The following is a 13,159-nucleotide window of genomic DNA, read 5'->3' as shown; positions in this document are numbered from 1 at the left end:
TCCCGATATGGCCTGTTTAATGCCGGTCAGTAAATCCGCTGCATCCCATTCGACTCATCAAGTCCTTTTAACCGCCTAAAAATCGGGCTGCTAAATACTGCTTTTAGATATTCTGCACGTTAAAACATTTTTTTTCTGACTGTGATTGGTTTTTTCATCCAACAATTCCAATGCAATATAAAACAAAGCTTTTACAATCATGTAATTACATACAACCTACTGAAAGATAGGGGAATATGCTGATTATGTCAGTACATTCTATGATTATAAGTAATTAAATAATAAACTTCCGGGATGGCTATGATGCTAAGTAATCTATTCGGGCTAAAAAACCGCTATCCTTTGCATATCCAGATAGCCGCTCTCTTCACCTTGTTGATCGTCTCAATAGGTACCGTCATTATTATTTTTGGTCATAGCCAACTGACTAAATTGACTGAAATCAGCACCAATCGGCAGTATCAAAAAACCGGAGAGGCGATTGCCGCTGAATTGGATGCTGTAACACGACCAATGATAATGTCGGTTAATATTCTTGCCAGTATGCAAATCACAGAACTATCGACCCTTGAACAACGAATGGCCTTTGTCGATAAATTTATTGAAATTCTGAAGCAGAATAGTTATGCCAGTGCCGTGTATAGCGCCTACGCTAATGGTGATTTTTTTATGCTGCGGCGTTTAACGGAAGCTAACCGTACATTATTCCATGCCCCTGAAGATGCCGAATGGATGGTTCAAAGTAATCGTTTTCTTGATAGTTTACCGGAGAAACGTTTTATTTATCTTAATAAGCAGCAGCGAGTGATTGCTGTTATGCCGCGTGAAAATGATAACTACGATCCACGGCGGCGGGATTGGTTTATTCTGGCCGCCGCAAGTCCTATGCTGATCACCTCTCCTATTTATATTTTTAAAGGCACCGGAGAAATCGGTTTTACTTATAGCCGTCAGGCTGAGAATAAACAGACAATCATTGGATTGGACGTTTCCCTGGCTTCACTTTCGCAATTTTTAATAAAACAAAATCTGCCGCCAGGTAGCCAGGCCATTATTATTAATTCCCATGGTGAAGTTATCGCTAGCCTGCCAAAACCTAAAGATAAGGCGGCAGATAACACCAATGCAGACCGGCAAATCCCTGTATTGCAAGTTTTGCTCAATAGTCAAAAAAATAGTCAGACAGCTAGCAACTCACCGGTAAACAATGCTAATCGTAGTATCATGTTTGAGGCACAAAATCAGCGCTGGTTCGGCTCAGTTGTTGAGATTAATAGCAACGGCAATGCCTATCAGTTGATTATTGCGACACCCGCCAGCTATCTGACAGCCGATGCAAATTCTATTCGTAATCACTCAACCTTTATTGCGTTTATTCTGTTAATGCTCAGCTTGCCGTTAGTTTGGTATTTCTCCAGAAAAATATCCAAACCCCTTATTCGTCTACGCCAGGACGCGGACTCCATCAGTAATCTCCATTTCGAAGAGCGCGAATTAGAACGCTCTGTGATTGAGGAAGTTGACGAGCTCCACAAATCAATGTCTAAAATGAAATCAACACTGAAGCAGTTTATTTCGATGGGAAATATGCTGACAGCAGAAAGTAATTTCTTCCGGCAGATGCAAGGGCTATTAAGTGAAACCACGGAAATTGCTGCCATGACCGGAGGGATTATTTTTCTGTCAGATAAAGATGAGGGAACCTTCACACCAACGGCATTTCGCTGGAATGGTGAAAATATCCCGGTAGCAGAAATGTCCTCATTACAAATTAAAGAAGACAATCTCACGACTTTCCTACCGGTACTCGAAGGGAAAACCATTGTAGGAACGCTCAATAAAGATAATATCTTTAGCCAATTACATGACTTCCTACAACCTTATTTGCCCCTACGCTTTGTTGCCGTACCGATGAAGACCCATGATAACCAATTGCTCGGATTCCTCCTGTTATTTAACCCTTATGAGCTAAATGCTGAGCGTGAACGCTCAAAAATTCAATTAGTTAATGCCCTGGTGGGCAGTTTATCAGTTTCAGTAGAAACACAGCGATTATTGCAAGAGCAAAAAAACCTGCTCAACGCATTTATTGAGCTTATTGCCGGAGCTATCGATGCCAAAAGTGCCTATACCGGTGGGCATTGCCAGCGTGTGCCTGAAATAACTAAAATGCTCGCCCGTGCCGCAGTCAATATTAAACAGGGGCCTTTCGCCAACTTTACGTTATCAGAAAATGAGTGGGAAGAGCTACATACAGCCTGCTGGTTACATGACTGTGGCAAGATTACCACGCCGGAATTTGTAGTCGATAAATCAACAAAACTGGAGCTAATTTATGATCGCATCCATGAAATACGCATGCGGTTTGAAGTCTTAAAACGTGAGAAAGAAATCGCCTTCTTACGCCAATATGGTGCGATGAGCGCCAGTGAAGCCGATCAACAGTTGTTAGCTGAAGAATTACGCCAATTAGATGAAGATTTTTACTTTATTGCCAACTGCAATGTGGGTGGCGAGTATATGTCTGACGAAGCTATCGCGCGTATCCAGCAAATTGCCTCTTACCATTGGACTCGCACATTAGATGATAATGCAGGTATTGCCCAAGAAGAGCGAGTACGTAAAGCCAGACAACCCGCCGCTCCACTACCGGTACAGGAGCCAATGCTGGCGGATAAAGATGAACATATTATTTACCGTGATAATAAAAATAAGCGCCCGGAATATTTTGATTTCAAAGTACAGGAACCGAAGTTCCTCTATAACCGTGGCGAAATTTATAACCTCAGTATTCGCCGTGGCACCCTGACAGACGAGGATCGCTATAAAATAAACGAGCACATCATGCAGACCATCGTGATGTTAAATAAACTCCCCTTCCCACGAACCATGGCAAATGTCCCGGTCATTGCGGGTGGGCATCATGAACGCATGGACGGTAAAGGGTACCCTTATCAGCTCACCTATAAACAGATGAGTATTCCGGTGAGGATGATGGCCATAGCTGACGTATTTGAGGCTCTGACGGCTGCCGATCGACCTTATAAACCAGGGAAGTTGTTGTCCGAAGCCCTCAATATCATGGTCAACATGGTGAATGAGAATCATCTGGACCGGGAACTGTTTATTTTGTTCCTGCAATCGGGTATCTGGCACGAATATGCCGTTGCTTATCTACAAACAGATAAAATTGATCCAATTGATATTCCTGCATTATTGCAAAAAATTGGCCACCAGAATATCTCATTGGCAAAGACAGGATAACGACAAGGCGTGTTATTTTCCTGAGCGGTGAGTGTTATTTTTTAATCCATTCACCGCTCTCATTTTTACGATAGCTTTGTTTTACCGCACTCCAGGCGACTTTATGGGCAGTCTCTTCATGCGAGTCATCTCCGCGCCGTTCATCACTGTCCTGATATTGATCCCATGCACTGTTAAATGCCGCACGATATATATCTTGCGCATGGGCGGGGAGAACACTCCTCACTGAGTCTGGTAGTAATTCATTAGATTTATAAGGCATAACCCCTTCTTTTTCAGCTAATTACCAATACATAAACATATAGCTTACAGCGATAAATAAAATAATAATCCCGATTATATAACCTACCTTTGTCGGAAAAGCTTTCTCACCCGTTTTCGATGAGGGATCACTGGTTGTCTTTCTATTTTCTTCACTCATTATCTAATCCTCATTATGCTAATAGGTGATATGTACCTAAATGAAGCATTATTTTTTAAATAGATGAATAATAAATATAGCAGTGATAGTGGTCAGATAATTCTCAATTGTAAAAAAACATCAGCAACAAACAGAGTGTGCAGCAGCTAGAATTAGCGCTATGATTTTTAACTTTCTACTTATATATTTTATTACGTCGATAACAGGGGGCTGTCAGGCATGTTCTATCGTTACGGTGAAACAGAAATTAACCATCTCAAACGGCGTGATAAAAAGATGGCCGCCGCCATCGAACGGCTGGGGATGATAACTCGCCCGCTATCCCCTGATTTATTTGCTGCATTGATCAGAAATATCGTTGACCAACAAATTTCGGTCAAGGCGGCACTAACGGTCAACGCACGGTTGGTCGCATTGCTCGGGGCCGTGACACCAATAACTGTCGCAACTGCAACGGTAGAGGCTATTCAAGGGTGTGGTATGACGATGAGGAAAGCGGGATACATTAAAGGTGCTGCGGATGCTGCACTTAATGGCACGCTGGATTTATCTGCTATTTCCCTGCTGCCCGATAACGACGTTATTGCGCAGCTATCAAGCCTCAACGGTGTCGGCATCTGGACCGCAGAAATGTTATTGATCTCCTCACTTGCACGACCCGATGTCGTCAGTTGGGGAGATTTAGCGATCCGGCGCGGCATGATGAATCTATATGGCCATAAAACGCTGCCACGAGAACGCTTTGAGCGTTACCGCCGCCGTTACACACCCTATGGAACAACGGCATCCCTCTATCTATGGGCACTGTCACATGAGACGGTATAAGTAGCCTCACACCCCCATATTCATCATGTGAAGTGGTTGATTTTAAATTCGCGTAAGTTCGTGTGAACTTCGCGGCTGGCAGTGACTTACCGCAAAGTGTCTCAACTGTGATTGGCATAGTTCGAGTTAGTTTGCGGTAATTTTTTGCCCCATTTTTGCCCCACTGCCCACCCCCGCCTCAATAGGCATCCCTCCCAACCATCCCCATGCTCGAGATATCGTTGCCTCTTGTGTGCTAATTGATGAGAATAAAATTTATTCTACAGTGTTTATTCGTAGCAAAAATCACAGAACCTACTAAAATACATGCAATTTTTATGATTAATTCTTCATTAGTGGATATGAAATGAGTGTATCAAAAGACAATAAGAACAGTGATATACAAGTATTGCGAGCAATAGCCATCATATTGGTTCTCATACAGCATTATAAATGGAGAATGCCTTCCCCAGATTGGTATGTAGGAATATTTGATTACGTAAACTTTTGGGGTGGTGTAGATATTTTTTTAGCGATATCTGGTTTTTTAATGTATGGGATAATATCGAAAGAAATATCAAGAAGTGGTAGAACGTTAACGACTTTCTTTAGCTTTATATCAAAACGATTTTTTAGATTATATCCAGCGCTAATAATTTGGTCTATATTATCTGTATTTGCAGCATGGTATATCACCCCTGACTTTGACACGGATATAGGTAAGACAATTTACAATATAATCCCGACCTTACTCTCTTACTCTAATTTTTATTGGTTTAATTGCGCAAGCTCTGCCATATCTTGCGGCTCTAGTGACCTAAGCGGAATAACATGGTCATTATCACTTGAGTGGCAGCTTTACATATCTCTATCAATTATAATGCTTTTGACTAGAGGCAAAGCATTTATCATGGTGCTTATATCTATATTTATATTGTCTCTATTAATAGGCTACGGTCATGGCGGGTTTAAGTCAATAGCATGGTGGACCAGACCGCATGCATTTATTCTTGGGGCTATTTTGTGTGCGGCAAATTCAAGATTTAATATAAATATCAATAAAAATTTAAGAGTTGCGCTTCTATTTATTAGTATAGTATTAATTTGCATTGTGCCTAACTATGCACCAGAAAACACGGTGGTTTTACTTGTCGGGTTGCTGGGCGCGGCTTGCCTTTTAGCATGTATTAATGGGGACCTATTCAGAGATTCTTTTTTAAGAAGCATGCTTACTTGGATTGGTGATAGGTCATACTCAATATATTTAGGGCATTTTATTGTTATGCACGTAATAGCTAAATCTATTCGCACATATAGTGAGATTAAATTTATTAATGAGAATGCATTTTTTGCTTTAATAGTTTACGTTTTCGCATTATTAGTTACATCACACTTATCATTTAAGTATATTGAAATGCCATTTATAGAAATAGGGAAAAGTACAATCAAGAAGATAGTGAAATGTAAGGCAGCATGATCGCTGCCATTACTATATATATAAAACAGCATTGGTAGTCGATAAGATACAGCTATGGATATATTGGCTGTGGTAAAAATGGTTTCACCCATTCAGGTTGAGACTCGAAATAAACGATATATCTTGGATCGTCTGCGTAAATCTCTCCTAAATTATCGTATACCTCTGGTGACTGAGGGCAGCAAAACCAAGATACTATTACTGTTTCTGTTTCATCAGAAAACTGCACATATAGAATATCCAAAATAAACCACCTTAGAATTCATACGCATGAATAGTTGAATTGAATGAAAGCGTGCCCGCGCCAATTGTGACAGAATAATATATTGTTTGAGGGGTGATAATTGGCAAGTCAATTCCTTGCCCGGTAACTCCAGTACCAGTTGTTGTATATCCAGCGATAGCTTTCCAAGCAATCCCTGAAGCCGATGATGAAAATCCAAACCCTGCATTTGTTGAGGTCGATGAACTTACCGCAGCATCAACATTGCATGAAATAGCGTTTATTGGCAGATAGTTTGGAATATTCAGCGCAGTCATACTTGCTTGCTGAGTTGATGTGGCGAGTATTGCAATCCTCTGGAAGGAAACTTGTCTTGCTACCTGATAACCTATTATGAACTGGCTGCTTGCAGTTCGCCACACACTGACCAGCGCGGACGCCGTATAACCCGATGGCATGTTAGCCCCGCCATATACTTCAGGGGCCAGCACTGACGTAGCATTAACCGCTAGCAATGCAGAGACTTGAGTGGTTGGGTTATAAATCGCATACAGAGCCACAAAGCCCGCTGCCGGAACGGTGCCGGTATCCATCCCGCCAGCGCCGGTGGTGGCAAGGTTAATTGTCTTGCTGAAGCTGGTTAACAGATACGGCTGTCCACTCAGCCCAGTAGTAACCGTCAGTTGATCTGCGGTAAATGTTGCAATGGCTGAGGCAGCCGTTACGGACATTTTCGCATTACGAGAAGCGCCGACAACAGGTGACCACTGAGCATTACCCTGCCCTAAGTTTACTGCGTGATTGTTGTTTGTCGCTGCCTGCACCATCAGTGGGCCATTCAATGTGATATTCGTTCCATCACTGAATACGACTGCTGTAGTTCCTACAGGGATAGCAACACCAGTTCCTGAAGCGGTTTTACAGGTTACAGTAAAATTCCCAGTACAGTTGTTGGTTACGATCCACTTTGATAACCAGGCGGGGAACACGACATTAATATTCGCAGTTAGCACGCCAGCCAAAGTTACACGGTCATTTGAAGCTTGCAGAGCGGTCAGCGTGACGTTGGCGGCCGCAAGTCCAGTAATGGCAGTTACACCGTTATTTTTAAATGGAACCCATCCTGTTGCTGTTCCAGACTCTGGGTTTGAAGTATTCCCGTCAACTGTATTTAACCAGCTTCCAGTAAATGTTGAGTTAGCTAATTGGGAACCTTTTGGGTACCCATTCACTGCTGTAGAGAACGCGGAATCATATGCGTTTAATGCTCCTGCGCTTGACCATCTGGATAGGCTTGATAGTTCAAATAGCACCTGATTCATATCCTGACCTTTAGGGGGTAATCCTCCCGCAGTCTTTAAGATCATGGTAATCGGTGGGAAGCCTAAATTATACGATGCAGAGTTGTCTCCTGGGGTTGTGTCTGGTTCAATAACTTCTCGCTGCCCGTTAACTCCGAAAGGTACTGGTTGCTTTGTTGGTTCGTCAGATCTGTTCATTTAAATATCTCTGAAAAATGTTCCATCGTTGAAAGGATAGGCGTCTGGAGCGAAGCCAAAATAAGGAGATACAATTTGACGTAAATTTACCAACACCCCACTTGGTATTGGCAGAACTTCATAATTTTCTAATATTGATATCTCAAATGGCTCTAACTTAAATTCACATATTATTCCCATCCTCATATCGCCATAATCGGCACAATAAGCCCGCCCACGGTCAAGAAATAGCATGGTAAGAAATCTGTTTATGTCTTTTATTGTGGCGATACTTATGTTCGAAAAAGCTTTGCAGAGAATGAGTGTTCGGTAAGCCTCGTTGCTTAGTCTTACTGTTTCTGTTTCTTGAGTTCCTGCATAAAATGGACTATCACCAAATGGCGATGGGTAACCACCACCATCATCGGCCTCTGAAAAGCCAAAGCAGTCATTATCTATTTCCGCTCTAATATATCGAGATACACCAACAACCTTACCCCACATATCTAGCCCAAAGGTTTCACAAGTTGTGATATCCCACACTTTTTCTATAAACTCATCAGTGAAGTCTGAAAGGCTTACGGCTTGATTGAATGTGTCGATTATAGAGAGGATTCTATTGCTGGCTGAGTATTGCGTTAGAATAGTATCTTCTTGGCTCACACTAGTGTCACCTCTATATCAGATTGTTGTATTGTAGGTATCTGGTCGATACCCGGCGTAACTGACTGTGTAAATGTCGAGCCATCTTTAGATATGGTAATTGAAGATATGCTTACATAATCTGGTGAGATAGAAATTACAGGAGCGTAATAAACTCCGGCATTGATTCTCGCGCCAATTCTCGCTTTTGGTATTCCTTCATATCCGCCATTGAATACACTCTCAACCATGGTTTTCACTTGAGAGGTTATATCTGAAGGAAGATTTTCATTTATCTCAATTTCTATCCTGAAATAAATTCTTGTTGGCGTTACCTTTTCCCACTGCATATCGTAGGATGGATATGGTGCGCTGTAGTTGTCTTTATCTTCAATCGTGTAGTGAGTATCGCCATTAAGATTTGCCCCAGGGTTTTTCCTGCTCAAAATAGCATTGGCTACATTTGCATCCTCTCCACCATAAACGCCAATATAAATTGAGTGAGCGACTACAGGGTAGTTTGTTGTTCCCTTGTTGACTGTTACGGCTTCACGATTTGACCAAACATAAGCATCAAGAACACCTTCCGTTTCAAGCAACACCGCGAGCAATGATGCATCGGTGTTGCTACCGTTCCTTGCTACAGACTGGCGGCGGCGGGTTTCAAATGCAACGCGGGATTCAACATCAATACCCACAACGCCTGGCGCGTCATTAGTGATTGCATCCCATCCTGAAACTGAAGCATATATTTGATTTAACTCACCCACTCCGCATGGGATTGGCCCGGTAGTTTGATTCTGAAATTCAACGTCTACAGACCCTGTTGAGTCTATGGTTGCAGCATTGATTGACTGGTAAATATATCCAGCCTCATCTTGCGCAGTGCTCCCAGTTGGAATCAACGTCCCTACTGCGCCATTGCATGTTGCTGTGACAACGGTCCCTTGAGCTGATATGCGTTCCTGAAAATAGATTCTCCCTATACCGTCCTGAAATCGACCGGTCGCATAGTCAGGATTCATCTGGTTGAACAGGCAAAGCAAAGCATCATAGTTTGTTGCGATGATCTCTGTATCTGACTGAGATATTTGGCCCTGTGGTGATGATAGTGACTGACTGGCACCGCCCCCCATGGCTGAATCAAAATCAGTAAGCCTGCCTGATAGGACGTCAGCAATATCAGGAACTAGCAAGCCAGTCTCTGTGATGGTTACGCCGGGAACCGCTGTTTTCAAAGTTGTCATAGAATTACCTGTGATTGGTTTCCGTCTCTATCAGTCACCAGAATGGCACCCCGAGCTCTACGTGTGCTTTTGTCAAAAAATACGTTGGCGATAGCCTGGCTAACAATGGGCAATTTCTTTGCCTCACCTTCCATCTTTTTGGCAATATAGCCAGCGGATGGCCGAGAGCCCAGCACCTCTTCTTTCCATGGGATCCCCAGAGTATTGTCGTAATAACACTCACCAGAAAACACCAGGCAGGCTGATGCGACATCCTGAGCGACAGCATAACCACCATCTGCAATGCCAATGTTCCCATTGCCATCCAACGTTAAGTCCCACGTATCGGGGTCTAGCAATAATGTTCTGTATGTCATGCTGGGCTGTCCGTTACATTAGAAGTTACCGTTGAGGTGCCAGTTTGCACGCCAGTAACTGGGTGCTTATGACCATCGTATTTATCACGTAACGTTTTCAGTGATGCGCTTTGCGAACTAGCATTATCAGTGATATTCCCATCAGCTTTGATATCACCAGAAAAGTGAGCCAGTGGAGTCGTGAATTCCACGCCATCAGGAGCGATCACAGTAGCCTTTGAGCAAGTTATGTTTACTGGATTTGGAGATGTGATATTTATCGCACCATCTGCAAACTCGATAAACTGTGTTGGCTGACCATTCAGCACGCCACCAAAGTAAATAGCATCTGATTGTGAGTGAGTTCTGAGGCTACCAGGAACAGATTCTTTTCGAGTTGCCCTCGCCACTGATATATCCACATCGCTCACTGCGATAAGCCCAATATCACCAACTACTGGATCCATAATTATTGCGCTACCACCACGCTGTAATCTCCAAACGGGAATGCTGTAGATCTGCGAACCCTGAATGATAGTTCTATCACTGCTACGGACATCTGCTACCAGTGGTAATACATCGACCACAAGATTAGGTGCTGCACCACGAACGGCGGTTACAGTAGCAAGTCTGATAAAGTAATTTGAGTTAAGTAGCTTATTGAATGATGAGGCGAATGCATCACTATCATTGGATTGATTTTGAGATTGAGAATAAGGGTTATTCATTGGTTATTCTCCTGCATCATTCTTGAGGCTTGGCACACTGTGTGCCAACTGCCACCTTCCGTCCATGAACTGAGGAAGTGCTCAACGACATTCAATAAATATCTTCCGCTGGCATTAGGCAGTGATGTAACAAGCTCAATTACTCTGCCTTGGGATAGCAATGTGGAAAATTGAGTTTGGAAAGTTATTCCGTTTTGCGAGAACACAGGATATCCAATCAATCCACTTTCTGAAGATACTAATGGAACAACATCATCTATTGCCGACTTCTCCGGCCATACGGTTACAACATTATCGAAAATCTGATATCTCAACCCATGGGCAAGGCATATGTCCCTTATTTGATCCATTGGACTACCGGCAAAATTAGGGCTTTGAGCAATGATTCCATCAAGGCCGTGAGCGTTTAATTTAAATCCAAATATATTGCAGATTGCACCAAGCATTGTGGATACAGGGACAGCGCCAGGCTGCGAGAATGCGCTAGATGATGAAGTCTTCAGGCTTAATCCAGCAACCGCATTCATAATTAGAGCGGTTTCTGGTTGACCATTCATGTTGGCGTAACTGGCGAAAATGCCACCTGAAAATATTTTATTTACCCCAACGTAGACGCTAATGCTTGTGTCTTGTGCTGGCGTCCATACCCCAATACCTTTACCTGACAACATGGCTAAGCGATCTAAACTAAGCCCGAATATCATTATTTCTGATTGAACGCCGCCGTAACTTCCATACGAACCAACCCGAAATGAAGATTTAACGTTATCAATGCTTATTTTGTCATTTCCCTCTTTATCAAAAGATCCATTCGATAAAGCAAACTCATAACGTAGTTCTTTTTTGCTATACAAGTTCAGCCTCCGTTATGAAATAAAGAGGAAATCTATCCGCAAGCCCATTCCATTGAGGGTCAGACTGACCTTCATTATCAAGAAAAAATAAATCACCTCTAAACCCAAGATATTTGTATCTAACAATCTTATTTGCATATAAGCATGGAACACCTTGAAGTATGGGGTCACCATTGACTGTGAGATCCATATATATATAACTATCTCTTTGTATAAGCCTTATTAAACAACTTTGACCTTCAAGCGTTATAAATATTGATTGAGATTTTTTATTTTCCAGCGTGATTACATTCATGTTATCTCGCTTTTTATAGAGTTAACCAGATTGGTTGTTTTATCAGCAGCCGATGTAGCAGCCTCAATCAGAGGCCCCTTAACTGTATCAATAGCAGAGGTGAACCCTGTTGATATTGCCCCAGTTACACCATCGACTGTGTCACCAACTGCTTTTTTCAAGTTAGTCCATGACTTTTGAAGTTCGTCAATTTTTGATGGTGACGAATCTCCGTTATTGGCACCCTCTCCAACTCCGGTATTACCGTTCTGAGTCCCATCTTTTGTGGGGGTGTTTTTTGCTTGAGTACTTGATAGATGGACCTCCATTTGCTGCCTAATCTCTTCAAATATCAGACTGACAACAAGCAAAGACACCCCACGCTTACTATTTACCGAGTAGCCATGGTCAATAAGATCATAACTTTCATATGTATCCTTCGGTGTATCAATGTCATACAGGTTTGCTGATTCAAGCATTGATTTGATTGTGGTAAGAGATTTAGATTGGCTAGTAAATGTAAGATCAAAAATATTTGGGATTGAGCCGGTTAAACCAGTAAGACCAGATATGACCACATCACATACAACCCTACCAGGACGAGCGACTTTATTGATAGATTGGTACTTGCCATTTTCAATAGGAGCAGTGACAACGCTGGCTCCCGCGCTAGGCTGGATTGATGCCATCCCGCTGAATTCAAGTGCCGTGGTTGCCTGCCCATGATTTCGGATCGAGTATGATGGATGGATTACGCTATCAATAATAGACAACGGAGAACCACCACCAATAGCGTTGAATATGTCGCTGGTGTTTATGTCTATAATGCTCATGGTTACCGCCAGAAAGAAAAATTCCACCTGAGTAGGCTGTTTTGCGTGTTATTGCATCAGCTAATGGGTAAAATCATCGAAAACATAAGGAAATTCATATGAAAATAAAGACCAGTTTTACTGGTGCAGTCCTAGCAACGGCATCACTTCTTATCGCGTTTTACTCATCGGCAAAAACACTCAATGCTCTAAGTGATTATCCTATGGAAGTAACTACTATTATTAATGACATAAAAAACGAAATGGTTATGGTGAAGTCATTCAACGTTGAAATATCTGGTTGCGACGTTAATGAAAAAATGATGAAAATTGAAAAAATCACAATGGATTCTGATGATAGATACCCTGAGAAAATGACTTTTTCCGACATGAATAACGCGAGCATCAGTATACCGACAAACTTCTCATCATTGGATAATGCTAGTCGTTCATGGGTTGATGGTATATTTTCCGATAGTGACTGGGTGTATGTTCAATACTCCATGTGCGGTTCTGGTGGATTTCCTCAAATTACAGCAATATCCAAACATTCAAAGCGATTCCCTCAGGCCGGAATTACAATAAATAAAGAAAAGTAGT

At 42.3% G+C, this 13,159-nt stretch carries 14 protein-coding genes; 4 read left to right on the top strand and 10 right to left on the bottom strand.

The annotated features are described in order from the left end of the window. The first annotated feature begins 303 nt into the window (after positions 1-303). Entirely contained in the window at positions 304-3,264 is a 2,961-nt protein-coding gene (locus Q2T71_RS08285) for an HD domain-containing phosphohydrolase (RefSeq protein ID WP_372559883.1), read from the top strand. 34 nt (positions 3,265-3,298) lie between these two features. Here the strand turns inward: Q2T71_RS08285 and chaB are convergent, their stop codons facing one another. Continuing rightward, a complete protein-coding gene (gene chaB / locus Q2T71_RS08280) occupies positions 3,299-3,526 on the bottom strand; it encodes a putative cation transport regulator ChaB (protein WP_372558746.1) in 228 nt (75 codons plus the stop codon). 21 nt (positions 3,527-3,547) lie between these two features. Then, entirely contained in the window at positions 3,548-3,685 is a 138-nt protein-coding gene (locus Q2T71_RS08275; protein ID WP_372558745.1) for a hypothetical protein, read from the bottom strand. Positions 3,686-3,904: 219 nt separating this feature from the next. Here Q2T71_RS08275 and Q2T71_RS08270 point away from each other — a divergent pair, with 219 nt between their 5' ends. Continuing rightward, complete coding sequence (locus Q2T71_RS08270) at positions 3,905-4,510, top strand: DNA-3-methyladenine glycosylase (RefSeq protein WP_372558744.1); 606 nt, start codon at positions 3,905-3,907, stop codon at positions 4,508-4,510. Between the two features lie 346 nt (positions 4,511-4,856). Then, entirely contained in the window at positions 4,857-5,966 is a 1,110-nt protein-coding gene (locus Q2T71_RS08265) for an acyltransferase family protein (protein WP_372558743.1), read from the top strand. Between the two features lie 255 nt (positions 5,967-6,221). Here the strand turns inward: Q2T71_RS08265 and Q2T71_RS08260 are convergent, their stop codons facing one another. The 8 genes from Q2T71_RS08260 to Q2T71_RS08225 are packed head-to-tail and all read right to left on the bottom strand — an operon-like array spanning position 6,222 to position 12,580. Continuing rightward, the gene (locus Q2T71_RS08260; RefSeq protein ID WP_372558742.1) at positions 6,222-7,688 is read right to left on the bottom strand and encodes a hypothetical protein; all 1,467 of its coding nucleotides are present in this window, start codon (positions 7,686-7,688) and stop codon (positions 6,222-6,224) included. Continuing rightward, complete coding sequence (locus Q2T71_RS08255; protein WP_372558741.1) at positions 7,689-8,330, bottom strand: DUF2612 domain-containing protein; 642 nt, start codon at positions 8,328-8,330, stop codon at positions 7,689-7,691. It lies immediately after the preceding gene. Further along, the gene (locus Q2T71_RS08250; protein ID WP_372558740.1) at positions 8,327-9,556 is read right to left on the bottom strand and encodes a baseplate J/gp47 family protein; all 1,230 of its coding nucleotides are present in this window, start codon (positions 9,554-9,556) and stop codon (positions 8,327-8,329) included. Before Q2T71_RS08250 ends, Q2T71_RS08255 begins: the two co-directional genes overlap by 4 nt. Continuing rightward, the gene (locus Q2T71_RS08245; protein ID WP_372558739.1) at positions 9,553-9,912 is read right to left on the bottom strand and encodes a hypothetical protein; all 360 of its coding nucleotides are present in this window, start codon (positions 9,910-9,912) and stop codon (positions 9,553-9,555) included. The genes Q2T71_RS08250 and Q2T71_RS08245 overlap by 4 nt, the downstream gene beginning before the upstream one ends. After that, complete coding sequence (locus Q2T71_RS08240; RefSeq protein WP_372558738.1) at positions 9,909-10,619, bottom strand: phage baseplate protein; 711 nt, start codon at positions 10,617-10,619, stop codon at positions 9,909-9,911. Before Q2T71_RS08240 ends, Q2T71_RS08245 begins: the two co-directional genes overlap by 4 nt. Further along, on the bottom strand, positions 10,616-11,473 hold the full coding sequence (locus Q2T71_RS08235; protein WP_372558737.1) for a hypothetical protein: 858 nt from the start codon (positions 11,471-11,473) through the stop codon (positions 10,616-10,618). Before Q2T71_RS08235 ends, Q2T71_RS08240 begins: the two co-directional genes overlap by 4 nt. Continuing rightward, on the bottom strand, positions 11,466-11,768 hold the full coding sequence (locus Q2T71_RS08230; RefSeq protein ID WP_372558736.1) for a hypothetical protein: 303 nt from the start codon (positions 11,766-11,768) through the stop codon (positions 11,466-11,468). The genes Q2T71_RS08235 and Q2T71_RS08230 overlap by 8 nt, the downstream gene beginning before the upstream one ends. Beyond that, positions 11,765-12,580: a hypothetical protein gene (locus tag Q2T71_RS08225; protein ID WP_372558735.1), complete on the bottom strand. Its 816-nt coding sequence runs from the start codon at positions 12,578-12,580 to the stop codon at positions 11,765-11,767. Before Q2T71_RS08225 ends, Q2T71_RS08230 begins: the two co-directional genes overlap by 4 nt. A gap of 98 nt (positions 12,581-12,678) precedes the next feature. Between Q2T71_RS08225 and Q2T71_RS08220 the strand changes: the two genes are divergently transcribed. Further along, complete coding sequence (locus Q2T71_RS08220; protein WP_372558734.1) at positions 12,679-13,158, top strand: hypothetical protein; 480 nt, start codon at positions 12,679-12,681, stop codon at positions 13,156-13,158. Position 13,159: the final 1 nt, after the last annotated feature.

This window comes from Yersinia sp. 1652 StPb PI, from assembly GCF_041538345.1.
Classification (GTDB): Bacteria; Pseudomonadota; Gammaproteobacteria; order Enterobacterales; family Enterobacteriaceae; genus Yersinia; species Yersinia enterocolitica_E.
Note: the sequence above shows the minus strand (reverse complement) of the source record. Positions and strands in the feature narration are given on the sequence as shown.